We start from the raw sequence: 22,332 nt of genomic DNA, 5'->3' as shown, positions 1-22,332 counted from the left end.
GCTAGGTTGACTCAGCTTCGCAGCAGATTTGTCTGCAGCTCGCTGCCGAGCTGATCGAGCAGCTGATAGCGCGCCTTGTAGCTGGCCCGCTTGCGGGAGGGGATCTCCTCCAGCGTCTTGCGGGGCACCTCCAGCGGCAGGCTCATCCAGAGTTCATCTTGCACGCAGCCCTGATGCTCCTGCCACAAGCCGTCGAGATCGAACTTGACCCGATCGGCAGTGCGCTTGCTGCTCTGATAGACGTGGCTTTGGGTGCGGATCCCGAGCAAGCTCTTGCACGCCAGCCCCCGGGCCAGCTCGGCAGCCATATAGACCAGCAGCGACATGGGGCGCAGCCCGCCGCACGCCTTGGTGACCTGCTTGATCTCCTCGCTCTGGCCCTTGCCTCCCTGCAGCGAGCAGATCTCGAGGGTCGGGTTCGGTGCGGGGCGCAGATTGAGGGCCATGTAATAGAGCGCCGCGTCACCCAGCTTGAGGGTCAGGCTCATCTCCCCCTCTTTGCCCATGTGGGTTTGGTAATCCAGTTGCAGGGTGAGGGGGGCCGTCAGCTTGTCGCTCTGCCACTGGGCCAGCAGCAGGCCGCGCCCGCTGTAGATCGCCAGTTGTTGCGCCTTGGGCAGCTGACGTGCCAACTGCTGGTAGTGGCCGCTGATAAGCCCGGCTCGCAGGCGCTTGCGGAGCCCCTTGTGGCGATAGGGGTGGATCGGCTTTTCCAGAATATCGGGGAAGCGGCTGATCGCCTGCGCCAGCAGCGGTTGCTCCTGCTGCTGACGATAGAGGGCGCGGGCGCCGGGATTGAGCCAGAGACGCCCCACATACTTGGCCCGTCGGATGAGATGACCCGACTCCTCCACCGGGTGAAGGCGGCGGGCGAGGGTTCGCAGGTGTGACAGATGAGATGACATGGTGCCGACCTCTGGCTGGTGTGATGAGACAGGGCGGGGAGTGTAGGAGCGGGGCGCTGGCTTGTAAAAAATGGATAGTAACAAAATGTGAAAACATAACGCTCAGTAGCGGCTGGCGCTGCGAGATGACCACCACGGCCACGGCAGGAAATCTGGCGCCATCCTCTTGATGCGGCAGATGATTTGATGCGCAAAGGTTTTTATTGTGTTTTGTATTTGTTAAAAGTGGTTGAGCTGGCGCGAGCGGCTGATTAAGCTAGGCCGGTTTTTTAGGGATGAGCCCGTCACCAGAGCGGGCAGAAAATGACACAAAACGGAGTTTTGCATGACAGCTAGCACACCCATGTTAATCACCTTCCTGGTGTATATCCTCGGAATGGTGTTGATCGGCTTCGTCGCCTATCGCGCCACCCGCAACTTTGATGACTACATTCTGGGCGGTCGCCGGATGGGGAGCTGGGTTACCGCTCTCTCTGCCGGCGCCTCCGACATGAGCGGCTGGCTGCTGATGGGCCTGCCCGGCGCCGTCTTCGTCAGCGGCATCTCCGAGAGCTGGATCGCCATCGGTCTGGTGATCGGCGCCTACCTCAACTGGCGCTGGGTAGCGGGCCGCCTGCGGGTACATACCGAGAAGAACCGCAACGCCCTGACCCTGCCGGACTACTTCACCTACCGCTTTGAAGATCACAGCAAGGTGCTGCGCATTCTCTCGGCGCTGGTGATCCTGCTCTTCTTCACCATCTATTGCGCCTCCGGCGTGGTGGCCGGTGCCCGTCTGTTCGAGAGCACCTTCGGCATGGATTACAACACCGCCCTCTGGGTCGGTGCCGCCGCCACTATCACCTACACCTTCTTCGGCGGCTTCCTCGCGGTGAGCTGGACCGACACGGTGCAGGCGACCCTGATGATCTTCGCCCTGATCCTGACCCCGGTCTTCGTCATCATCGCAGTCGGCGGGGTGGACAGCGCCATGATCGAGGTGGCCGCCAAGAGCGCCACCAACCTCGACATGTTCAAGAATCTGGATGTGATCGCCATTGTCTCGCTGATGGCCTGGGGCCTTGGTTACTTCGGTCAGCCCCACATTCTGGCCCGTTTCATGGCGGCGGATTCCCACCACTCCATGGCCAATGCCCGTCGCATCAGCATGACTTGGATGGTGTTCTGCCTCGCTGGTGCGGTGGCCATCGGTTTCTTCGGTCTGGCCTACTTTGCCCGCTTCCCGGAAGTAGCGGCTGGAGTGACCGGCAACCCGGAGCGGGTCTTTATCGAGCTCTCCAAAATCCTGTTCAACCCCTGGATCGCCGGTGTGCTGCTCTCCGCCATTCTGGCGGCGGTGATGAGCACTCTAAGTTGTCAATTACTGGTCTGCTCCAGCGCCATCACCGAGGATCTCTACAAGCCGTTCCTGCGCAAGAACGCCTCCCAGCGTGAGCTGGTGTGGGTGGGTCGCCTGATGGTGCTGCTGATCGCGGTGATTGCCATCGCCGTCGCCATGAATCCGGAAAATCGGGTGCTGGGGCTGGTGAGCTACGCCTGGGCCGGTTTCGGTGCCGCCTTTGGCCCCGTGGTGCTGCTCTCGGTGCTGTGGCCGCGAATGACCCGCAACGGCGCGCTGGCGGGCATGCTGGTCGGTGCCATCACCGTCATCGTCTGGAAGCAGTTCGGCTGGCTGGGACTGTATGAGATCATTCCGGGCTTCCTGTTCGCACTGCTGGCCATCGTGGTGGGCAGTCTGCTTGGCGAAGCGCCCTCAAAAGCGATGCTGGAGCGTTTCCGCGATGCCGAGGAGGAGTACAACACTCCGGCCGAGAGCGCGGGAGAGCCGGTCGCGGTGAACTGATCCCCCTTACCGCTTTCTGATTGAGAGCCCCGCCCCCGGACAAGGAGCGCCCTGGTTGGCCATCCTTGCGCCGGTTTGGCGGGGCTTTGTGCTATCTGATTCACTCTTGGGCACTTTTTTATGTTCGGCCGGTGGCTCCCGGGTGCTCGCTTTCTTTTGTCTTGGCACCGAATATGGGACACTAGGCCGCCTGAAGGAGACCTAGTGCATGCGGCTATTCACCCTGATCCTGATCCTCCTGCTGGGGGGACTGCAATATGACCTCTGGCTGGGGAAGAACGGGCTATCCGATTATCAGAACCTGTCGGAGGCCATCTCGCAGCAACAGCGGGACAACCAGACTCTCAAGGATCGTAACGACCTCATTTACCGCGAGATAGATGATCTCACCTCTGGCCTCGAGGCCATCGAGGAGTTGTCGCGCAACGATCTGGGTTACATCAAGCAGGGGGAGACCTTCTACCGGATCATCCCCAAAGAGAAAGACAAAGAGACAGCGCCGGACGATGAGCCCTACGATGACTGATGCCTGCCGGGTATCCGGCCTGACGGCGATCGTCCCTGCCGCCGGTATCGGCAGCCGGATGGGGGCCGATTGCCCCAAGCAGTACCTGCAACTGGCGGGTAAAACCATTCTCGAACATACCCTGGAGCGGCTGCTCTCCCACCCGGCCATCGCCCAGGTGATCGTGGCGCTGGCGCCCCATGATCGCTGGTTCGAGGCCCTGTCCGTGGCGGCCGACCCGCGGATTGTGCGGGTAGAGGGAGGCGCCGAGCGCGCCTTTTCCGTCCTCAATGGTCTCCATGTGGCGCAAGGGGAGTGGGTGCTGGTGCACGATGCGGCCCGCCCCTGCCTGACTCACGGCGATCTCGATGCGCTGATTGCCGCGGCCATGAACTGTGGCGGTGCCATTCTCGGCAGTCGGGTGCGCGATACCATGAAACGCTCCGATGGGGAGGGCAATATCATCGCCACCGTCGAGCGCGAGCAGCTCTGGCATGCCCTGACGCCGCAGATGTTCCCGACCCGTACCCTGAAGCGGGCGCTGGAAGAGGGGCTGCTGCTGGGCGCCACCATCACCGACGAGGCCTCCGCCATGGAGCGGGCCGGATTCACGGTGCGGATGGTGGAGGGGCGCGCCGACAATATCAAAGTGACCCGGCCGGAAGACTTGTCGCTGGCGGGGCTGTTTTTAAGCAAGCAGGCATAAGCCCCTCAGTCAGAACAGACCGTTCAGAGCAGAGTGTCTCGAACAAACAGGCCCGAACAAGGAGTTAGCATGATCCGGATTGGACATGGTGTGGACGTACACAAAATTGATGGGGTTGGTTTCAGCATGTTGGGAGGTTGCCGCTGATGATGCGCATTGGTCATGGTTTTGATGTTCATAAATTTGGTGGTGTTGGCCCCTGCATGCTGGGTGGCGTGCCGGTTCCCTACGAGCAGGGGCTGGTTGCCCACTCTGACGGCGATGTGGTGCTGCACGCGGTGAGCGATGCCCTGCTGGGGGCTATTGGTGCCGGTGACATCGGTCGCCACTTCCCCGATACCGCTGCCGAGTTCAAGGGGATCGACAGTCGCATTCTGCTGCGTGATGTCTTTGCCCGGGTACAGCAGGCGGGGTATGCCATCGGCAACCTGGATGTGACCATCATCGCCCAGGCCCCCAAAATGGCCCCCCATATCGACGCCATGTGCGCCGTGCTGGCCGCCGATCTGCAATGTGATTTGAACCGGGTGAACGTCAAGGCGACCACCACCGAACAGCTTGGGTTTACGGGGCGCAAGGAAGGGATCGCCACCGAAGCCGTCGTCCTACTGGTGAAACAATAATGCTGGAACAACTTGCCTATCTGCACGGGGCGCCCACTGCCCGCGGTATCCTCAAGGCCGAGGCCGCCGACTTCGTGGTCAATGAAGATCTCGGGTTTGAGCCTTGCGGTGAAGGGGAGCACATCTTCGTCCGGGTGCGCAAAACCGGCGAGAACACCGCCTGGGTGGCGGGTCTGCTGGCCGATGCGGCCGGGGTCAACCGCAATGCGGTGACCTGGGCGGGCCTGAAAGATCGCCACGCGGTGACCGAGCAGTGGTTTGGCATTCATCTGCCGGGCAAGGCCGAGCCGGACTTGTCGGTTATCGAGAGCGACAGCATCCAGATCCTGCAAGCCAGGCGTCACAACCGCAAATTGCGGGTTGGCTACCTCAAGGGCAACCACTTCACCCTGCGTCTCACCGGTCTGGAACAGGCCGACGGGCTGGAAGCCCGCCTGCAGGCCATCGCCACTCAGGGCGTGCCCAATTACTATGGTGAGCAGCGTTTTGGCCGCGATGGCAACAACCTGGAAGCGGCCAAGGCGATGTTTGCCGGCAAGCGGATCAAGGATCGCAACAAGCGCTCACTCTACCTCTCTGCGGCCCGCAGCATGCTGTTCAACGCCATCGTCAGCGCCCGTATCGAACAGGGGCTGGCCCATCAGCTGCTGGCCGGTGATTGCGTGATGCTCAAGGGCAGCCACTCCATCTTCAGCGAAGAGAACGTGACCCCCGAGCTGGAAGCGCGTCTTGCCTCCGGCGACGTGCAGCTTACCGCGCCCCAGTGGGGCCGTGGCCGTTTGGCCAGTCAGGGTGCCGCTGCCGAGTTCGAGCAGGGCGTGCTGGCCCCTTACAGCGATTGGTGTGACGGGCTGGAGAAAGCCGGGCTGGATCAGGACAGGCGCCCCCTGCTGCTCAAGCCGGAGCTGATGAGCTGGCAGTTGGACGGTGAGGCGCTGACCCTCTCCTTCTTCCTGCCGGCGGGCGCGTTTGCCACCAGCGTGGTGCGCGAGTTAATGCAGGCCGAAGAGGCCGATCACGGTTTCAGGAATCAGACCGATGCGAATTCTGGTCAGTAATGATGATGGTGTGCATGCCGAGGGGATTCGTGCCCTCAGCGAGGCGCTGCGCGCCTGCGGCGAGGTCATTGTGGTGGCGCCGGATCGCAACCGCAGCGGCGCGAGTCACTCCCTGACGCTGGAAGTACCGCTGCGGGTTACCCGCATTGCAGAAAACGGCTTTAATGGGTGCGAGAGCTATGCGGTGAAGGGGACGCCGACCGACTGCGTGCATCTGGCGGTCAACGAGCTGGTGCGTCCTGAACCCGACATGGTGGTGGCCGGCATCAACCACGGCGCCAACCTGGGGGATGATGTCATCTACTCGGGCACGGTCGCCGCGGCCACCGAGGGGCGCCATCTTGGCTACCCCTCCATCGCCATCTCGCTGGTAGGCAAGACCCACTTCGCCACGGCGGCCCACTATGCGGCCCTGCTGGTGAAGGGGCTGATGAAACACCCCCTGCCTGCCGATCAGATCCTCAACGTCAACGTGCCGGACTTGCCCCTCGAGCAGATCAAGGGGATCAAGACCACCCGCCTTGGCAACCGCCACCGGGCGGAGTCGGTGATCTGCACCGAGGATCCCCGTGGCCAGCCCATCTACTGGATCGGCCCCCCCGGTAGCCAGCAGGATGCCGGTGAAGGCACCGATTTTGCTGCCATCGAGCAGGGCTATGTCTCGATTACCCCTCTGACCATCGACATGACTGCCTATGACAGTCTCGCCGGTCTGGGGGCCTGGTTAGATCTGCAGGGATGAGGGTGGTGTGATAGTACAGCGCCTGTTAAATCAGCTCATCGCGCAGGATATTCGCGATTTTCGCGTGTTGGCGACCATCGCGAAAGTGCCGCGCCAGCTGTTTGTGGACGAGGCCATGGCGCACAAGGCGTGGGATAACACAGCCCTGCCCATTGGCCACGGCCAGACCATTTCGCAGCCCTATATGGTGGCGCGAATGACCGAGTTGCTGATGCAAAACAATCCGGCCCATGTGCTGGAGATTGGCACTGGCTCCGGTTACCAGACGGCGATCCTCGCCCATCTGGTGGAGCATGTGTATACCGTGGAGCGGATCAAGTCGCTGCAGTTCCAGGCCAGACGCCGACTGCGCCAGCTCGATCTGCACAATGTCTCGGCCAAGCACGGCAACGGCTGGCTGGGGTGGCCCAACAAGGGGCCTTATGACGCCATTCTGGTGACGGCCGCGGCGAGCGAGATCCCGACGGCGCTCACCGATCAGCTGGCCGAAGGGGGCCGACTGGTGTTGCCCGTGGGTGACAGCCAGCAGACCCTGCAACTGATCGAACGATCCGGATCCCAGCTGACCAGCCGTATTCTGGAGCCGGTACGTTTTGTTCCCCTGATTGACGGAGATGTTGAGTGAAGTTGTTTTCCCGTTTGTACGTACTGGTGATGCAGTGGGCTCGCCACAAGCATGCCCCCTGGTATCTCTCCATCACCGCTTTCATCGAGTCGGTATTCTGGCCGATCCCGGTGGACGTGATGCTGGCACCGATGGCGCTCGCCAAGCCCCATAAGGCGTGGCACTACGCTACGCTGGCTACCCTCTTCTCTGTGCTGGGCGCCCTGTTTGGCTATGCCCTTGGCTATGCCCTGTGGGATCCGGTCGTGCTGCCACTGGTGGAGTCTGTGGGCTATCAGGACAAGATCGAGATCGCTCGCAACTGGTTTGAGCAGTGGGGGATCTGGGTCATTTTCATTGCCAGCTTCACCCCTATCCCCTACAAGGTGTTTACCGTGACGGCAGGGTTGTTGCAAATGGCTCTGCTGCCCTTCATCATCACCTCCCTCATCGGTCGTGGCATGCGCTTTTTCCTGGTTGCGGGCCTGATGCGCTGGGGTGGCGAGAAGATGGAACGCAAACTGATGCACTACGTAGATGTGCTCGGTTGGCTCTGTATTGGTCTGGCCGTGGTGGCCTATTTCTGGTTTAGTCGTTAAGGATCCATTATGCGTTCGCGTATTTGGCAAGGAAGCAGTGTCGTGGTGTTGTCATGGCTGCTGCTTGCCTGCTCCTCCAGTAAAAATGCAGCTCCGGTAGATGGTGTTGATGAGGGGCAGTTTGTCTCGACCATTCCGGCTCGCCAAAGCGGTGCCCAGGTCAGCGCCCCCATTCAGGGCGGCAGCTATGTGGTGAAGCGGGGCGATACCCTCTACTCTATCGCCTTCAACTCCGGCAACGACGTGCCGTCGCTGGCCAGCCTCAACAACATCAGTCCGCCCTACAACATCTATCCGGGGCAGCGACTGCGACTCGATGGTTCCAGCGCCAGCATGAGCAGCAGCCGCAGTGCCGGTACCTATGAGGTGCGTCGCGGCGATACCCTGAGCAGCATCGGCCGCCAGTTCGGCATGACACCGCAGGCGCTGGCCCAGAGCAATAACCTGAGCGCCCCCTATGCGCTGCAACCGGGTCAGGTGCTCAATGTCCAGACCGCAGGCGGTAGTTCGACCCAGATGGTGGCTGCGACTCGTCCGGCAACCGTAACGCCGGTGGCCGTGAGCCGTCCGAGCAGCGGTCCGCGTCCGTTGGCCGAGCCGAGTGGATCTGGTCAGACCACGCCGTTCATCTCTCAGAAATCCGTTGCTCCGGCAGCACCGAAGGAATACGCTCAGGTAAAAGAACAAAAAACAAACAACTCCCAGTCGAGACTTGCTTGGCACTGGCCCGCAAAAGGCCGGATTGTCGAGGGGTTCTCTGTTGCAGAACAGGGTAACAAGGGGATCGACATAGCCGGCCAGAAGGGGCAACCCGTCTACGCCGCCAGCAGCGGTAAAGTGGTATACGCTGGCAGTGCTTTAAGGGGGTACGGCAAGCTGATTATCCTCAAGCATGATGATGACTATCTCTCCGCTTACGCACACAACGACGAGTTGCGGGTGAAGGAAGGGGACAGCGTCAAGGGGGGCTCGGTCATTGCCAACATGGGTAGCACGGACGCGCCGGATGTGCGATTGCATTTCGAGATCCGGTACAGAGGCAAGTCGATCAATCCGATGAGCTATTTGCCAAAGCGTTAACCCCAGAGAGACCGTCTTACTCTGGTAACGTCAGGGAGACACACCATGAGCCAAGAACAACTGGTAATGCAGGATGCAGAGTTAGAGTTTGACGCTGAACCCGAATCTCACGAGGTAGAAGAGTTGCAGGAGGTAGCCGCCGAGGCGGACGAGACTATCTCCGATGAGTTGCTGGCACCGGAACTGAACAAGGTGATGGATGCCACGCAACTCTATCTGGGGGAGATAGGTTTCTCCCCGCTGCTCACTGCCGAAGAGGAAGTCTACTACGCCCGTCGTGCCTTGCGGGGGGACAAAGCCGCCCGCAAGCGCATGATCGAGTCCAACCTGCGACTGGTGGTGAAAATCGCCCGTCGTTACAACAACCGCGGCCTGGTGCTGCTGGATCTTATCGAAGAGGGCAACCTCGGTCTTATCCGTGCGGTCGAGAAGTTTGACCCCGAGCGCGGCTTCCGTTTCTCTACCTATGCTACCTGGTGGATCCGCCAGACCATAGAGCGGGCCATCATGAACCAGACCCGCACCATCCGTCTGCCCATTCATGTGGTCAAAGAGTTAAACGTTTACCTGCGCACCGCGCGCGAACTCTCTCACCGTCTAGATCATGAACCGACCGCCGAGGATATCGCCTTCGCGCTGGATCGTTCGGTGGATGACGTGAACCGCATGCTCAAGCTCAACGAGAAGATCACCTCAGTGGACACCCCCATCGGTGGCGATCGCGACAAGGCATTGCTGGATGTGCTTTCAGATGAACGCGGCATGGGGCCTGAGCTGGAGTCTCAGGAAGATGATATGCGCAGCAGCATTGTCCACTGGCTGGAGGAGCTCAATCCCAAGCAGCGGGAAGTGCTGGCCCGTCGTTTCGGTCTGCTGGGTTATGAGCCGGCCACCCTCGAGGATGTGGGAGCCGAGATTGGCCTGACCCGCGAGCGGGTACGCCAGATCCAGGTGGAGGGGCTGCGCCGTCTGCGGGAGATCCTGCTGAGCCAGGGGCTCTCCATCGAGGCGCTATTTCGTACCAATTAAGCATCCGCACCAATTAAGCCCGCACCAACGGAATGCGGCATCAGCCAGATAGCACGAGGGGAGCAACAGCTCCCCTCGTTTTTTATTGCCTGTCGTCTGGCGATGGCTTCGCGGTTATACCAGCTCGGCCAGCATGGTGTCGGCGTAGGGCACCAGCGCTTCGCCATTTTTCACCTTGGCCAGATAGTCCGGGTTGGCGATAAGCGGACGACCGATGGCCACCAGATCGAAGCGGTTGGCCTCGATGGCCGCAGCGGCGCGCTCGGCGTCGTAGTTGCCCACCCCGACCAGATTGCCCTTGTAGTGGACGCGCAGATAGTCGGAGGCGCGGCCACCCAGATAATCGAAGGTGAGGTTGTCATCGAAGATGCCGAGGTGGATATAGGCCAGCGGGCGATCGTTGAGCTTGCCCAGCAGGTAGTCAAACACGGCGCGATCTTCCGGGCTGCCAGCCAGATGGACATAGGCACCCGGGGAGAGACGAATGCCAACCCGATCACCGCCGATGCGGGCGCTGATGGCATCAACCACTTCCAGCGCGAAGCGGCTCATCTTTTCCGGGCTGCCACCGTAGTTGTCGGTGCGCAGGTTGGTGGAGTGGTGCAGGAACTGGTCGATCAGGTAGCCGTTGGCACCGTGGATCTCCACCCCGTCAAAGCCCGCCTCGATGGCGTTGGCAGCGGCCTGGGCGTAATCCAGCACCAGCTGGGCGATTTCCGCCTCGGTCAGGGCGCGCGGCACCTGATAGGTCAGCTCGCGCATGCGGGGCACAGTGCCCTCGTGCGCCACGGCAGAGGGGGCCAACACTTCAGCCTGATGGAAGAAGGGGTGGGAGAGGCGGCCGACGTGCCACAGCTGGGCGAAGATCTTGCCGCCTTTGGCATGCACGGCGCTGGTCACTTTCTTCCAGCCATCGATCTGCGCCTGGGTGAAGAGGCCCGGGGTATTGGGGTAGCCCTGCGCATCGGGGCGGATGATGACGGCCTCGGAAACAATCAGGCCGATGTCGGCGCGGCGGCCGTAATAGGCAGCCATCTGCTCGGTCGGCACCAGACCTGGGCCTGCCATGCAGCGGGTGAGCGGGGCCATCATGAAACGGTTGGCCAGGGTCAGAGTGTCATTGAGTCGATACGGCTGAAACAGGGTATTCATGATAGGTTGTCCTGAACGGGTTATTCTTGAACGTGCATTCAAGACGTTTTTTGCGTCGGGCGCAAGCTTTTTTTGAATGCGCATTCAAGAAGGTTGGCCCGAGCGGGCGGCTGGGGTAAACTTGCCGCCCTTTCCAGCCACTCTTTATCGGCGGGCCCTGTTGCCCCTTGCCGGTGAACCATTTCCCACGGGAGGAACCATGCGCATAGCCGAGTTTGATCGGGAAGAGGTACTGCGAAATGCCATGGAAGCGTTTCGCGCCAAGGGATATGCCAAGACCACCATGCAGGAGCTGGTGGCCGCCACCGGCCTGCACCCGGGCAGCATCTACGGCGCCTTTGGCAACAAGCGCGGCCTGCTGCTGGCGGCGGTGGATCACTATGTCGAGGGTAAACGCACCCTGCGCCGCTCCCTGCTCGACAACCCGAGCCCGCTGGCGGGCCTTGCGGCCTATCTCGACCGGATTGTGGGGGAGGCGCTCTGCGGCTCCTGTCTGGTGACCCGCACCATGATGGAGCTGAGCGAGCAGGATGAGGAGCTGACCCAGCGGGTCAAGGGGATCTATGGCGAGCTGGAGCAGGATCTGGCCGAGTTGCTGACACAGGCGCAGGCCAAGGGTGAACTGGCCCCGGATAGCAATATCCACACCCTCACTGCACTGCTGCTGATCAACCTGCAAGGGCTGGTCACTTTCGCCCAGTGCCGCCCCGATCGCCCCCTGCTCGACGACGTGGTTGCCCAGCTGATGCGGGCCCTGCGGGCGTAACGCGATACCGCAGCAACAACAGTGGCTCCCTTGGGAGCCACTGTTGTTTCTGGTCTCAGCCCTTCCTCGGCTTTTCCATCAACCTTTGATGCCAGACGCTGCGGCCTCACCTCGGCCCCACCAGCTCCTTCATCAAATCTTTCAGCCATACCAGCGCCGGTTGCTGCGCGTGCACGGGATGCCAGACGCAGTTGAGGTGATAATCCGGCACATCTTCGGGCAGCGGCAGACTTTTCAGCGGCCAGTGGGTGGCGAGCAGCTCGGCCACCATGCTGGGCAGCACCAAGAGGTGATCGCTCTGGCTGACGATGGCGGCGGCGGACATATAGCTCTGGCTGTTGACCGAGATGGTGCGGCTAAAGCCCTGACTCTTCAGATAGCGGTCGATGCTCGCCTCCGAGGTGCCAAGGGGCGAGTGGAACACATGGGGCATGGCGATAAGCTGCTGCAGGGTGATGCGCTCCATCCATTGGGAAGGGTCATCCTCGGTGCTGGCGGGGGCCGATTTGGCAATCGGCAGATCGGCGCGTACCAGTCCGGCCAGCGGCTCGGTGAGCCAGGTCTCCTTGCCGAGATACCCCGGCACCTGCATGTACTCGTCAAAGCCCAGCACCAGATCGATCTCGCCACTTGCCAGCTCCACCTCCGGCAGGGTGTCGCGCAGGATGCGGATCTCGATGGTGACACCCGGCGCTAGCCGTCTGAGCCGCTGAATAAGCGGCGGGATCAGCACGCACTCCACGTAATCTGTGGTGCAGAGCACGAAGCGCCGCTTCGACTGGCTCGGCTCGAACTCCTCTTCCTCGGTGAGCTGCTGCTCCAGCAGCCGCAGCGCCTGTTGCACCCCGAGATGCAGCCGCTGGGCGCGCGGGGTCGGCAGCATCCCCTGCGGGGTGCGTACCAAAAGCGGGTCGCCGAGAAAGGTGCGCAGCCGGTTTAGGGAGTGGCTCATGGCGGGCTGGCTGATAAAGAGCGCCTCGGCGGCGCGGGTGACGCTCCCTTGCGTCATCAGGGCGTCAAACGCGAGCAGCAGATTGAGGTCGAGCTGGTGCAGTTTCATGGGGGGATTATTCGCCGTGTTTATGGGACAATCCATCCTATTCATTTGATGGATGGGGGCGCAACGTCTTAATCTGCGACCCACTCTTATTTTTCCGGGTTCCCGCGCCGCATCGGGCGTAAACGGGGGCCTCAATCCATGCAAGGAGCCTTGCGATGAGCATCAAGACCATTAACTCCACGCCGGCCGCCGACGGCTTCACCATGCCCGCCGAGTGGGCGCACCAGCAGGCCGTCTGGATGATCTGGCCGTTTCGCCCGGACAACTGGCGCGTAGCCGGTCGCTTCGCGCAAGAGACCTTCGCCAAGGTGGCCGATGCCATCGGTGGTGCGACTCCGGTCTTTATGGGGGTACCGGCCCAGTTTATGGAGCAGGCCCGCGCCACCATGCCCGCCCATGTGACCCTGGTCGAAATGAACAGCGATGACTGCTGGGCCCGCGATACCGGCCCCACCATCGTTACCAACGCGGCCGGCGAGTGCCGTGGGGTGGATTGGGGCTTCAACGCTTGGGGCGGCCACAAGGGTGGTCTCTACTACCCGTGGAATCAGGATGAAGAGGTCGCTGCCCAGATGCTGGCCCAGCACGGCATGGCTCGCTACGACGCGCCGCTGATCCTGGAAGGGGGCTCCATCCATGTCGATGGCGAAGGCACCTGCCTGACCACCGCCGAGTGCCTGCTCAACGAAAACCGCAACCCGCACCTGACCAAAGAGCAGATCGAAGCTCACCTGCGCGACTATCTGGGCGTCACCAGCTTTATCTGGCTGGACGAAGGCGTCTATATGGACGAAACCGACGGCCACATCGACAACATGTGCTGCTTCGTGCGTCCGGGTGAAGTGGCCCTGCACTGGACTGACGACCAGAACGATCCCCAGTACGCCCGCTCCGTGGCCGCCCTCAAGGTGCTGGAAGCGGCGGTCGATGCCAAAGGTCGCAAGCTGAAAGTGTGGAAGCTGCCCCAGCCGGGCCCGCTGTTCTGCACTGAAGAGGAGTCTGCCGGTGTCGAGAGCGGCAGCGGTGTACCGCGCGAGGCAGAAGGCCGTCTGGCCGGTTCCTATGTGAACTTCCTTATCACCAACGATCGCATCGTCTACCCGCTGCTGGATGCTGCCACCGATGGCGAAGCCCAGCGCATTCTGGAAGAGATCTTCCCCGACCACACCGTGATCGGCGTACCGGCCCGCGAGATCCTGCTGGGCGGTGGCAATATTCACTGCATTACTCAGCAAATTCCTTCTGGCAAGTAAGAACCTGTTCCAAGCCAGCTGAGGTTGGTATTCAAAACCCCACGCCGTGGGGTTTTATCTCTTGATGGTGTGATGGTCGCAGGCGCAGATGCGGCGATCATCATGACAAACAGTCACCCTTTTACAGGAGATCCTAAATGATCGAAGTGACCGAGGTTTCCATTGCCGAGCTGCGTGCCGCGCTCGAATCAGGCCGCACCACAGCGGTCGAACTGGTCAAGGCCTATCTGGCCCGTATCGAGGCCTACAACGGCCCAGAGACTGCCACCAAACTCAATGCCGTGGTGGTCGCCAATCCCGATGCGCTGAAAGAAGCCGAAGCTTCCGATGCCCGCCGCGCCCGTGGCGAAACCCTGGGGCCGCTCGACGGCATCCCCTACACCGCCAAAGACAGCTATCTGGTCAAGGGGCTGACTGCCGCCTCCGGCAGCCCGGCCTTCAAGGATTTGGTGGCCCAGCGCGATGCCTTTACCGTTGAGCGGCTGCGCGCCGCCGGTGCCATCTGCCTTGGCAAAACCAATATGCCACCGATGGCCAATGGCGGCATGCAGCGCGGCGTCTATGGCCGTGCCGAGAGCCCCTACAACGCCGACTACCTGACCGCGCCGTTTGCTTCCGGCTCCTCCAACGGTGCCGGTACCGCCACCGCCGCCAGCTTCTCCGCCTTTGGTCTCGCCGAAGAGACCTGGTCGAGCGGCCGAGGCCCTGCCTCCAACAACGGTCTGTGTGCCTACACCCCGTCCCGTGGCGTCATCTCGGTGCGCGGCAACTGGCCGCTGACTCCGACCATGGATGTGGTGGTGCCCTATGCCCGCACCATGAATGATCTTCTGGAAGTGCTCGACGTGGTAGTGGCCGACGATGCCGACACCCGTGGCGATCTGTGGCGCCTGCAGCCCTGGGTGAAGCTGCCCAAGGCCTCCGAAGTGCGTCCGGCTTCCTATCTGGAGCTGGCAGCCAAGGCCGATGCCCTCAAGGGCAAGCGCCTCGGCGTGCCGCGCATGTTTATCAACAAGGATGAACTGGCCGGCACCAGCGAAAACCCCGGTATCGGCGGCCCGACCGGTCAGCGCATCCATACCCGCGAGACCGTGATCGCGCTGTGGGAGCAGGCTCGTCAGGCGCTGGAAACCGCTGGCGCCGAAGTTATCGAAGTGGACTTCCCGCTGGTCTCCAACTGCGAAGGGGACAGACCCGGCGCGCCGACCGTGTTCAACCGCGGCATCGTGAGCCCGGAGTTCCTCAACGACGAGCTGTGGGAGCTCTCCGGCTGGGCGTTCGACGACTTCCTGCGCGCCAACGGCGATCCCAAGTTGAACAAGCTTGAGGATGTCGATGGGCCGAAGATCTTCCCCCACGATCCGGGCACCCTGCCGAACCGCGAGGGCGATCTGGCGGCGGGCATGGACGAGTACGTCAATATGGCCAAGCGCGGCCTGAAATCCTGGGACGAGATCGTCACAGTGCCGGATGGCCTGCGTGGGCTGGAGAAGACCCGCAAGCTGGATCTGGAAGACTGGATGGACGGGCTCAAGCTCGACGCCGTGCTGTTCCCGACCGTCGCCGACGTCGCCCCGGCTGATGCTGATGTGAATCCGGCCTCCGCCGATATCGCCTGGAGTAACGGCATCTGGGTTGCCAACGGCAACCTCGCCATTCGCCACCTCGGCGTGCCGACCGTTACCGTCCCCATGGGGGTGATGGCCGATATCGGTATGCCGGTGGGGCTGACCTTCGCCGGTCGCGCCTATGACGACAACAACCTGCTGCGCTTCGCCTCGGCCTTCGAGTCCACCGGCAGCAAGCGGATGGTGCCGCCACGGACGCCGCCGTTGGCTTGATCGCTACAGCTGGCCTGATTGTTGTTAGGTCAGGCACAAAGAGAGAGGGAGGCATCATGCCTCCCTCTTTTTTCGTCCATTTTCTGGCTTTGGCCATCACACCCGGATGTTCTGGCCCGCACCCATTTCGCTTTTTGTCACAGGCGGGGTCTGCTCATCTTGTAACAAGCTGGCCTCCCACTCGTGGGCCTTCTCCAGCAGATCGGCGAGGCTTTCCCTGATCTGCTGCGGACGATAGCTCCCCAGCGCTATCCGGGAGAAAAACGATACCCGCTCGGTGCCGGGATAGATGCCGACTCCGTAGCCATGGCGCAAGGGGGCGAGGGCATGCTCGCCAAAACGCAGGAACAATTCGCGAGACAGGCGCGCGGGAAGATCGCTCGCCGTGGTCACCGAGAGCACCAGCGCCATTTCGTCGGGCTGAGCCACGATATTGACCACAAAGGGGGCGCTCGATTCCTCTGCTGTTCGCTGGATCTCGAACGTGCAGACGCCGTTTTCATCGAAGGCCAGCGGTTCGACCGACAGCTCGGCCACGATTTTCTGATAGATATCCAACACAACACTCCAGTCCGGTTGCCCGGTCGTCTTCGAAGGGGCAGGGCACGATCACAAAGAGACGGCCCGCCACCGAGCGGGCCGTCATCCATATTCATGGCAAGGGTTACACCTTGATATTGAGTGCTCGGCCCTCTTCCAGCTCGAACACCCGGACATCGCTCACCGGATTGTCGTTAAAGCGCACGCTTTTCTTCATCTTGGCGGCGACGTTCTCCCCGTCCGATGAGCCAGTGCGCTCTTCGACCAGCGGTGAGGTCTTGTTGGCGCGGGTGTTTGCCTCGGTCAGGGCGTCCAGCTCGGCGTTGGCTCTTTGCTCAAACAGCTGGACGAAGCTGCGATTGAACTCTGCATTGACCTTGGCGTTGAACGCCTCCGATTCATGGCCCAGCGTATTCAACGCCGAACTGAGTGCCTCACCCGAGAGTGACTCGTGCAGGGCGATCGTCCGCTCGATCACCCGACTGCTCAGCATGCTGAAGATGGCATCTTTACCGTTGATAAAGCTGGAGAAGTGCTGCTGCACAAAGCTCAGGGAGTCCTTATCCAGCGTCTCCAGACCGAGGCGCTTCTTGTTGGCATCTGTGATGTCGGCCATGGTCGCCGTTTTGGGATCGCTACCCGGCTTCAGATATTGGGCCTCGTTCTTGAACTCGTTGACGGGCTGGTTAAAGGCTTGCTGTACAAGCTTCTTGATCTGGCCAAGTTCGGTCAGCTGCCGCTGCACCTCGGACTGAATTTGAGTGGCCCGGGTGGTGAGCGCACTCTCCCCCTTGGTGGCGGCGCGGCTAAAGAAATCGACCACCGCATTTTTGATTCGGCCCAGCGTGCTTAAATGGGCCAGGTCCCGTTGTACGGAGACATCCCCACTCTTGCCGATATGAATGGTGTACTCCTTGCCTTCACCCAGATGAAGGGCAAGCTTCTGATTGCTGCCGGGATTGACGTTGGCGAGCTGCAGGCTGTCGATAGCCTTCAGCATCACCGGGGTAGCTCCATGAATAGCCATGACCTTGGTTCCTTATCTCACTAACAAGCGATACATCTGGCCTGCATCATACCCGTCAGTGAAAACGCCGTTTATTAGCCATGGTTGCACTATTTTAGTTTGGGGCGTGTCTGTACTGGTCGTGGGTGAGAGGGGAACAGTTTGCTGTGTTGCCTCGGCGTTGAGTTCACCGGCAGCACGCGAAGGGTGCCACCGCGGACGCCGCCGTTGGGGTGAATGCTGTTATGAGTTAAATATCTCGGGTTCATTCTCAGATAATGAATAACCACCAGCACGATGCGGGTGGTTTTCTTATTGCTATCTAGTGAACGGCTTAGCTGATTATTTATTTTTCAAACTAATACTTACATCTACGTTACAAAATGGGCGTGACAGCTCTGGTTGAAATTCATACTTATTGATAATTTTAATTGGTATCTGTATGAGAACGATATGGGTTGTGTTAGCCTTAGAAAATTAAAGTTCTATATAGAGGTAATCATGGAGCAAGGATTAATCACATTTTTCGATGTGTCTCAATGTGGCTTTTATCGACAGAGGAAAGAGAAAGCTCAAGAATTAATAGAAGGATCTCTTGCTGATACGTTGTCACTGGTGACAAAGTGGTTAGAAGGACGGGAGGTAGAGCAAACAATCCCGTGGGATGTAGAAACTCATCCATATCGTACCAAAGTATATTGTAAATCTATGGAATATGATCCTGTAACGGGGGATTATCTATTTATTTTTTGGAAAAAGTTTGGCAAAGATGATGGGAACATTAATGGGGTTATTGGAGATTCAAAGGTCGGCGATGGAGTCACTGATTCACATATTGTAAAAGCTAGTGTTGGCGGTAAAAAATTAATATTGGGTCAGCCAATGTATTATTGGTTCATGCCTTCGCTTAATTTGCTCGCATCAATTAAATTCCCTCATTCATTATCTGATACGGATGATGTCGTTAAATTTATAAAAAACTGCATTGATTTACGAGTTAGTCACCCTAGGAAAAAGACTACAGAAAGCGCAATTCCAAATATTAAGGCAGGCCGTGAAATAATTACTAAACATGTATCGTATACATCACATGATGGTTCTTTTTCTTTGGTCTTTAAATTAAAGGCTGATATGAAGGAATTATCAATTGGAGATGCAACATTGGCTGAGCTTGCTAAAAATATATCACACCTTGTTGTTAGGGAAACCATTTCAACTACTAAAAAAGTAGAAAGAAATGTGGTGTTTGAAATGTGGGATAAAGTAACTGGAAATAATGAAAGGGTATCCAGAAGTAAGCAGGTTGAGATTATATCAGAAGAGTCTCTTACTGTTTCTGAATTAAAGGGTATTCTGGAAACCTATGCTGAGGAACATGATCCTCGGAGTAAGTGGGACAATGTAGGGTTTAAAACGGATGGTAGAGATGCGCCGACAAAGTGGTTTGATCGATATGTTGAAAGGAAGAAAATTCTGATCAAGAAAAATGAAAAAATTAATGAAAGTTACTTTCCAGCTAAAGTAATTCTTGGTTCACTATTAAAAGAGCGTAAGTCATTAATTAGTTTTACTGAAAAAAACAATGAAAATGTAGTAGATGAATACAAGGTAACAGTGGTGGCCTGATATGTTGAGAGTTTTCAGGACACAAATTATCTATTTAATTGCGGGTATACTAGTCGCATACAGCTGTTTTGAGTATGTGTCATATTCAGGTATATCATCAGTTATGTCGGTTCTTCAGAATATATCTGCTGCAATATTTACTATTGCAGGTATATGGATCGCTTATATTTACCCAGAGGCAATCACATCATTTACTAATCCTTCAAAGGTTTCCTTATTAAAAGGTACGGAAAGTACCAGAAGAATTGAGTCATTAGTTATTATAATTTTTACTTCGGCATCAGTTCTTGTTTGTTCTTTATTTTATAGTCTTTTATATGCGCTCTATTCAAATCATCCGTTTTTTGTTGACTATATACCTGAGATTAAATTTTTAAATGTTTGGTTGTTAGTATTTCTGTGTATAAATCAAATAAAAGCGATGTTGTCCGTGATGGTAAATAACATTAAATTTGTTGAGCGATTACATAGGCTAAAAACAGAAAAAGAAGTTGATGATGATTTATAAGCGCTGTAGGTTAGAATAGCGAGGCATATTTTGACGATCGCGAAAGTAAGGGGGTTGAGGTGACGCTGATGTTCAGGGTTTCCTGCTTCTCTTGCTATCAGGCTATTCGCGGTAAACGGACGATTACGCTGCGCTAATCGACCCTACATGATGTGGCATATTGTTACCTCCCCCTCATCCCCAGCCCTTCTCCCGCAAGGGGAGAAGGGGGAAAATAGGCTCCGCTGATTGTGCTTTACGTACGAGGTTCGGGTGGGGGTTTGGAATTGACTCGGGCCATCCCCTCTCCATCGGGAGAGGGTGAGGGTGAGGGGCTGCTATCAGTGTTGTCGGTTCGTTTTGAGCCTGTACCTCTCTCCACTCTCCACTCTGCGCACCGCCAATCGCCATCTTTGTCGTGGTTCGCAGTCGATCTCCCCCTGATTTTTTTCTGAATTCCACCTGACTTCACCTTCTCTTCACACAACCGCATTTTCCCCTCACAAATCCCCCGTATCTTCTGCCCACTGCTTAAAAGGCCCGGCTTGCCACAGGGGTGGCGAGGGGGCGGTTGGTTCGAGGGAGCAAGATGATGAAAGGTTGGATGAAATGCGGGTTGGCCGGGGCCGTGGTGCTGATGGCGAGTTTCTGGGGGGGCAGCGTGCGGGCGGCGGGGATCGAGCTCAAGCAGGTGAGCGGCCCTGTCTATGTGGTGGAGGATAACTACTACGTCAAAGAGAACTCCATGGTCTATTTCGGGGCCAAGGGGGTGACGGTAGTGGGGGCGACCTGGACGCCGGATACCGCCCGCGAGCTGCACAAGCTCATTAAACGGGTCAGCAGCAAGCCGGTGCTGGAGGTGATCAACACCAACTACCACACCGACCGTGCGGGCGGTAACGCCTACTGGAAGTCCATCGGGGCCAAGGTGGTGGCGACCCGCCAGACCCGGGATCTGATGAAGAGCGACTGGGCCGAGATTGTTGCCTTTACCCGCAAGGGGCTGCCGGAGTATCCGGATCTGCCGCTGGTGCTGCCCAACGTGGTGCACGATGGCGACTTCACCCTGCAAGAGGGCAAGCTGCGCGCCTTCTATGCGGGCCCGGCCCACACGCCGGACGGCATCTTTGTCTACTTCCCCGACGAGCAGGTGCTCTATGGCAACTGCATCCTCAAGGAGAAGCTGGGCAACCTGAGCTTTGCCAATGTGAAGGCCTATCCGCAGACCATCGAGCGGCTCAAGGCGATGAAGCTGCCGATCAAGACGGTGATTGGCGGCCACGATTCGCCGCTGCACGGCCCCGAGTTGATTGATCACTATGAAGAGCTGATCAAGGCAGTGCCGCAGTCATAAGGGTTGCGCGACAGACTGGCAGCAAGCCGTGCCATCGCTGCAATCAGCAGCCATAACGGCACACCACAAAACGCCCGCTTGCAGGAAATAAGCGGGCCTTTTGCGTTTGCGTTTTTTTTTGGTGGCTGTGAGTGCGCCGAGATTAAGGCTGTTCAAGGGGGGTGGGCTTTCATAAGATGGCCCTCTCTCTTTTCCCTGAAAGTTATCCATTTTCGTTATGCAATACGCCTCTCTCGCGCGCCTCAAGCAGGCCTTTATCACCGGGATGTGGGCCTCGTTGGTCAGCATCGTTATCGGCTTCGCCTTCAAGGTGTGGCTGGCGCAGTGGGTCGCCAAGGGGGAGCTGGCGCTGTTCAACAGCGTGGTGGATTTGATCTCCCTCTCTTTTATCCTGATGACAGGTTTTCGCTCCTCCATGGTGGTGAGTTACTCCCAGACCAAAAACGATCGGGACATCATCAATATCTTTCGCTACTTCCTGATTGGCATCGTGCTGCTCACCTGGGGGGCGGTGATCCCCTATATCAAGCACGGGCTCCATATCCGGGTGGAGTATCTGCAACTGGTGGGGGTCATCTTCGGGCTGGGGCTCAAGGTCTACTTCACCAATCTGGTGGCCATGTACCGGATGTATGAGCTCTCCAACCGGGTCACCTGGCTGGAGCCGCTGGCCAACGGTCTGCTGTTTATGGCCTGTTATTTCGGGCTGGGGATGGATGCGCTCCCTTCGCTCTTCTACGGGCTGACCTTCTCGTCGCTCGCCATCGCCGGTTATATGTATGTTTCGCGGCGCCGGGCCATCGCCACCAGGCCGCTCGCCAAGGTGGCGCTCGGCCCCGAGATGGTGAGCTATGTGAAGAAGAGCTTTACCGCATCCCTGGAGGCGGGGGCCAGCATCCTGATGATTTACATCACAGTGCTGCTCACCATCCGCCACTTCAGCCTCGACGAGCTGGGGGATTTTCAGGTGGTGGTGCGCCCCATCTTCACCTATATGACCACCCTGTTTGTCTTCCCTATCTACCGCTTTGTGCTGCCTGAGCTGGCGGTCAATCTGCGCAACGGCGATCACCGCCAGATCAGGATGATCCGCAGCTGGATCTTCCGTCTCTCCACCATCGTCAGTCTGGCCTTCTTTGGCCTGATGCTGTTGGCGGGCAAGCCGCTGGTGCTGCTGTTCTTCCCCGCCGACTACGTGGGGGCTGTGCCGGTACTGTTCCACTTCTCCATCTTCTTCATCTTTATGATGCTCAATGGCTATCAGCTCGCCTACATCAAGGCCCACGGTTACTTTACCCAGAGCCTGCTGATCCGGCTGGCGGGCATAGTGGCGCTGGTCGCCGCCTACTATCTGGTGGCCGAGTTCACCGCCAACGTGGTGGCGATTATCGTGGCGCTGGGGCTTGGCTATATGGTGATGTTTATCCTCTCGACCCTGGCAGAGCGGCAGATCCTGCGTACCCTGCCACCCGAGCTGGCGACGGCGCCCTAGCCGTTGCTGCGTAGGCTCGCAGTATCTGTGGGCAGAAGGGGTTGGCAGGGGAGGATGGGTT

At 58.7% G+C, this 22,332-nt stretch carries 22 protein-coding genes; 17 read left to right on the top strand and 5 right to left on the bottom strand.

Features of this window, described 5'->3' with window-relative positions; all coding sequences use genetic code 11:
• Positions 1 to 11: 11 nt before the first annotated feature.
• Entirely contained in the window at positions 12 to 905 is an 894-nt protein-coding gene (locus AB5Y82_RS01985) for a DUF535 family protein (RefSeq protein ID WP_111901393.1), read from the bottom strand.
• Positions 906 to 1,230: 325 nt separating this feature from the next.
• Between AB5Y82_RS01985 and putP the strand changes: the two genes are divergently transcribed.
• From putP to rpoS, 10 genes are all read left to right on the top strand, one after another.
• Positions 1,231 to 2,748, top strand: coding sequence for a sodium/proline symporter PutP (gene putP, locus AB5Y82_RS01980; RefSeq protein WP_005354514.1), 1,518 nt, complete (start codon positions 1,231 to 1,233; stop codon positions 2,746 to 2,748).
• A gap of 208 nt (positions 2,749 to 2,956) precedes the next feature.
• On the top strand, positions 2,957 to 3,274 hold the full coding sequence (gene ftsB, locus AB5Y82_RS01975; protein ID WP_005335520.1) for a cell division protein FtsB: 318 nt from the start codon (positions 2,957 to 2,959) through the stop codon (positions 3,272 to 3,274).
• Positions 3,267 to 3,959 (top strand): 2-C-methyl-D-erythritol 4-phosphate cytidylyltransferase, encoded by a 693-nt coding sequence (ispD, locus tag AB5Y82_RS01970; RefSeq protein ID WP_111901392.1) that lies wholly within the window; start codon positions 3,267 to 3,269, stop codon positions 3,957 to 3,959. The genes ftsB and ispD overlap by 8 nt, the downstream gene beginning before the upstream one ends.
• 146 nt (positions 3,960 to 4,105) lie before the next feature.
• Positions 4,106 to 4,582, top strand: coding sequence for a 2-C-methyl-D-erythritol 2,4-cyclodiphosphate synthase (ispF, locus tag AB5Y82_RS01965; protein WP_040097825.1), 477 nt, complete (start codon positions 4,106 to 4,108; stop codon positions 4,580 to 4,582).
• Positions 4,582 to 5,640 (top strand): tRNA pseudouridine(13) synthase TruD, encoded by a 1,059-nt coding sequence (gene truD / locus AB5Y82_RS01960; RefSeq protein WP_159144306.1) that lies wholly within the window; start codon positions 4,582 to 4,584, stop codon positions 5,638 to 5,640. The genes ispF and truD overlap by 1 nt, the downstream gene beginning before the upstream one ends.
• Entirely contained in the window at positions 5,621 to 6,382 is a 762-nt protein-coding gene (gene surE / locus AB5Y82_RS01955; protein ID WP_005335515.1) for a 5'/3'-nucleotidase SurE, read from the top strand. The genes truD and surE overlap by 20 nt, the downstream gene beginning before the upstream one ends.
• Before the next feature lie 7 nt (positions 6,383 to 6,389).
• Complete coding sequence (locus AB5Y82_RS01950; RefSeq protein ID WP_005335507.1) at positions 6,390 to 7,007, top strand: protein-L-isoaspartate(D-aspartate) O-methyltransferase; 618 nt, start codon at positions 6,390 to 6,392, stop codon at positions 7,005 to 7,007.
• Complete coding sequence (locus tag AB5Y82_RS01945; RefSeq protein ID WP_021229508.1) at positions 7,004 to 7,585, top strand: YqaA family protein; 582 nt, start codon at positions 7,004 to 7,006, stop codon at positions 7,583 to 7,585. The genes AB5Y82_RS01950 and AB5Y82_RS01945 overlap by 4 nt, the downstream gene beginning before the upstream one ends.
• A gap of 9 nt (positions 7,586 to 7,594) precedes the next feature.
• Entirely contained in the window at positions 7,595 to 8,665 is a 1,071-nt protein-coding gene (locus AB5Y82_RS01940; RefSeq protein ID WP_111901390.1) for a peptidoglycan DD-metalloendopeptidase family protein, read from the top strand.
• 45 nt (positions 8,666 to 8,710) lie between these two features.
• Positions 8,711 to 9,694, top strand: coding sequence for an RNA polymerase sigma factor RpoS (gene rpoS / locus AB5Y82_RS01935; RefSeq protein WP_005335504.1), 984 nt, complete (start codon positions 8,711 to 8,713; stop codon positions 9,692 to 9,694).
• 114 nt (positions 9,695 to 9,808) lie between these two features.
• On the opposite strand, the gene AB5Y82_RS01930 is transcribed toward rpoS, so the two are convergent.
• Positions 9,809 to 10,846 (bottom strand): alkene reductase, encoded by a 1,038-nt coding sequence (locus AB5Y82_RS01930; protein WP_368173587.1) that lies wholly within the window; start codon positions 10,844 to 10,846, stop codon positions 9,809 to 9,811.
• 199 nt (positions 10,847 to 11,045) lie between these two features.
• Here AB5Y82_RS01930 and AB5Y82_RS01925 point away from each other — a divergent pair, with 199 nt between their 5' ends.
• On the top strand, positions 11,046 to 11,612 hold the full coding sequence (locus AB5Y82_RS01925) for a TetR/AcrR family transcriptional regulator (protein WP_368173586.1): 567 nt from the start codon (positions 11,046 to 11,048) through the stop codon (positions 11,610 to 11,612).
• A gap of 106 nt (positions 11,613 to 11,718) precedes the next feature.
• Here the strand turns inward: AB5Y82_RS01925 and AB5Y82_RS01920 are convergent, their stop codons facing one another.
• Positions 11,719 to 12,672 carry a LysR family transcriptional regulator gene (locus AB5Y82_RS01920; RefSeq protein ID WP_368173585.1) on the bottom strand — a complete coding sequence of 318 codons (954 nt, stop codon included), beginning with the start codon at positions 12,670 to 12,672 and terminating at the stop codon, positions 11,719 to 11,721.
• Positions 12,673 to 12,827: 155 nt separating this feature from the next.
• Here AB5Y82_RS01920 and aguA point away from each other — a divergent pair, with 155 nt between their 5' ends.
• The gene (gene aguA, locus AB5Y82_RS01915; protein ID WP_368173584.1) at positions 12,828 to 13,925 is read left to right on the top strand and encodes an agmatine deiminase; all 1,098 of its coding nucleotides are present in this window, start codon (positions 12,828 to 12,830) and stop codon (positions 13,923 to 13,925) included.
• Between the two features lie 137 nt (positions 13,926 to 14,062).
• Complete coding sequence (locus tag AB5Y82_RS01910) at positions 14,063 to 15,766, top strand: amidase (protein WP_368173583.1); 1,704 nt, start codon at positions 14,063 to 14,065, stop codon at positions 15,764 to 15,766.
• Positions 15,767 to 15,862: 96 nt separating this feature from the next.
• Here AB5Y82_RS01910 and AB5Y82_RS01905 read toward each other — a convergent pair whose 3' ends face one another.
• Together AB5Y82_RS01905 and AB5Y82_RS01900 are read right to left on the bottom strand one after the other, a co-directional pair.
• Positions 15,863 to 16,327, bottom strand: coding sequence for a CesT family type III secretion system chaperone (locus AB5Y82_RS01905; protein ID WP_368173582.1), 465 nt, complete (start codon positions 16,325 to 16,327; stop codon positions 15,863 to 15,865).
• A 103-nt stretch (positions 16,328 to 16,430) separates the two neighbouring features.
• Positions 16,431 to 17,333, bottom strand: coding sequence for a hypothetical protein (locus tag AB5Y82_RS01900; RefSeq protein WP_368173581.1), 903 nt, complete (start codon positions 17,331 to 17,333; stop codon positions 16,431 to 16,433).
• Between the two features lie 480 nt (positions 17,334 to 17,813).
• Between AB5Y82_RS01900 and AB5Y82_RS01895 the strand changes: the two genes are divergently transcribed.
• The 4 genes from AB5Y82_RS01895 (at position 17,814) to AB5Y82_RS01880 (ending at position 22,271) form a co-directional block, all read left to right on the top strand.
• Entirely contained in the window at positions 17,814 to 18,938 is a 1,125-nt protein-coding gene (locus AB5Y82_RS01895) for a hypothetical protein (protein WP_368173580.1), read from the top strand.
• A gap of 103 nt (positions 18,939 to 19,041) precedes the next feature.
• Positions 19,042 to 19,446 carry a hypothetical protein gene (locus AB5Y82_RS01890; protein ID WP_150389583.1) on the top strand — a complete coding sequence of 135 codons (405 nt, stop codon included), beginning with the start codon at positions 19,042 to 19,044 and terminating at the stop codon, positions 19,444 to 19,446.
• A 568-nt stretch (positions 19,447 to 20,014) separates the two neighbouring features.
• A complete protein-coding gene (locus tag AB5Y82_RS01885; RefSeq protein WP_368173579.1) occupies positions 20,015 to 20,779 on the top strand; it encodes a CphA family subclass B2 metallo-beta-lactamase in 765 nt (254 codons plus the stop codon).
• Positions 20,780 to 20,996: 217 nt separating this feature from the next.
• Positions 20,997 to 22,271 carry a lipopolysaccharide biosynthesis protein gene (locus AB5Y82_RS01880; protein WP_368173578.1) on the top strand — a complete coding sequence of 425 codons (1,275 nt, stop codon included), beginning with the start codon at positions 20,997 to 20,999 and terminating at the stop codon, positions 22,269 to 22,271.
• The last annotated feature ends 61 nt before the right edge of the window (positions 22,272 to 22,332 follow it).

It is taken from the genome of Aeromonas sp. s13, assembly GCF_040907905.1.
Lineage (GTDB): Bacteria > Pseudomonadota > Gammaproteobacteria > Enterobacterales > Aeromonadaceae > Aeromonas > Aeromonas veronii.
This window is presented reverse-complemented; position numbering and strand designations above follow the sequence as displayed.

Bases quoted from the DNA above. Each gene is read 5' to 3' on its own strand.
- AB5Y82_RS01925 (WP_368173586.1), top strand. From the start codon at position 11,046: ATGCGCATAGCCGAGTTTGATCGGGAAGAGGTACTGCGAAATGCCATG.
- aguA (WP_368173584.1), top strand. From the start codon at position 12,828: ATGAGCATCAAGACCATTAACTCCACGCCGGCCGCCGACGGCTTCACC.
- AB5Y82_RS01920 (WP_368173585.1), bottom strand. From the start codon at position 12,672: ATGAAACTGCACCAGCTCGACCTCAATCTGCTGCTCGCGTTTGACGCC.
- ftsB (WP_005335520.1), top strand. From the start codon at position 2,957: ATGCGGCTATTCACCCTGATCCTGATCCTCCTGCTGGGGGGACTGCAA.
- AB5Y82_RS01900 (WP_368173581.1), bottom strand. From the start codon at position 17,333: ATGGCTATTCATGGAGCTACCCCGGTGATGCTGAAGGCTATCGACAGC.
- rpoS (WP_005335504.1), top strand. From the start codon at position 8,711: ATGAGCCAAGAACAACTGGTAATGCAGGATGCAGAGTTAGAGTTTGAC.
- ispD (WP_111901392.1), top strand. From the start codon at position 3,267: ATGACTGATGCCTGCCGGGTATCCGGCCTGACGGCGATCGTCCCTGCC.
- AB5Y82_RS01890 (WP_150389583.1), top strand. From the start codon at position 19,042: ATGTCGGTTCTTCAGAATATATCTGCTGCAATATTTACTATTGCAGGT.
- AB5Y82_RS01985 (WP_111901393.1), bottom strand. From the start codon at position 905: ATGTCATCTCATCTGTCACACCTGCGAACCCTCGCCCGCCGCCTTCAC.
- surE (WP_005335515.1), top strand. From the start codon at position 5,621: ATGCGAATTCTGGTCAGTAATGATGATGGTGTGCATGCCGAGGGGATT.
- AB5Y82_RS01895 (WP_368173580.1), top strand. From the start codon at position 17,814: ATGGAGCAAGGATTAATCACATTTTTCGATGTGTCTCAATGTGGCTTT.
- AB5Y82_RS01885 (WP_368173579.1), top strand. From the start codon at position 20,015: ATGATGAAAGGTTGGATGAAATGCGGGTTGGCCGGGGCCGTGGTGCTG.
- AB5Y82_RS01910 (WP_368173583.1), top strand. From the start codon at position 14,063: ATGATCGAAGTGACCGAGGTTTCCATTGCCGAGCTGCGTGCCGCGCTC.
- AB5Y82_RS01940 (WP_111901390.1), top strand. From the start codon at position 7,595: ATGCGTTCGCGTATTTGGCAAGGAAGCAGTGTCGTGGTGTTGTCATGG.
- ispF (WP_040097825.1), top strand. From the start codon at position 4,106: ATGATGCGCATTGGTCATGGTTTTGATGTTCATAAATTTGGTGGTGTT.
- AB5Y82_RS01930 (WP_368173587.1), bottom strand. From the start codon at position 10,846: ATGAATACCCTGTTTCAGCCGTATCGACTCAATGACACTCTGACCCTG.
- putP (WP_005354514.1), top strand. From the start codon at position 1,231: ATGACAGCTAGCACACCCATGTTAATCACCTTCCTGGTGTATATCCTC.
- AB5Y82_RS01880 (WP_368173578.1), top strand. From the start codon at position 20,997: ATGCAATACGCCTCTCTCGCGCGCCTCAAGCAGGCCTTTATCACCGGG.
- truD (WP_159144306.1), top strand. From the start codon at position 4,582: ATGCTGGAACAACTTGCCTATCTGCACGGGGCGCCCACTGCCCGCGGT.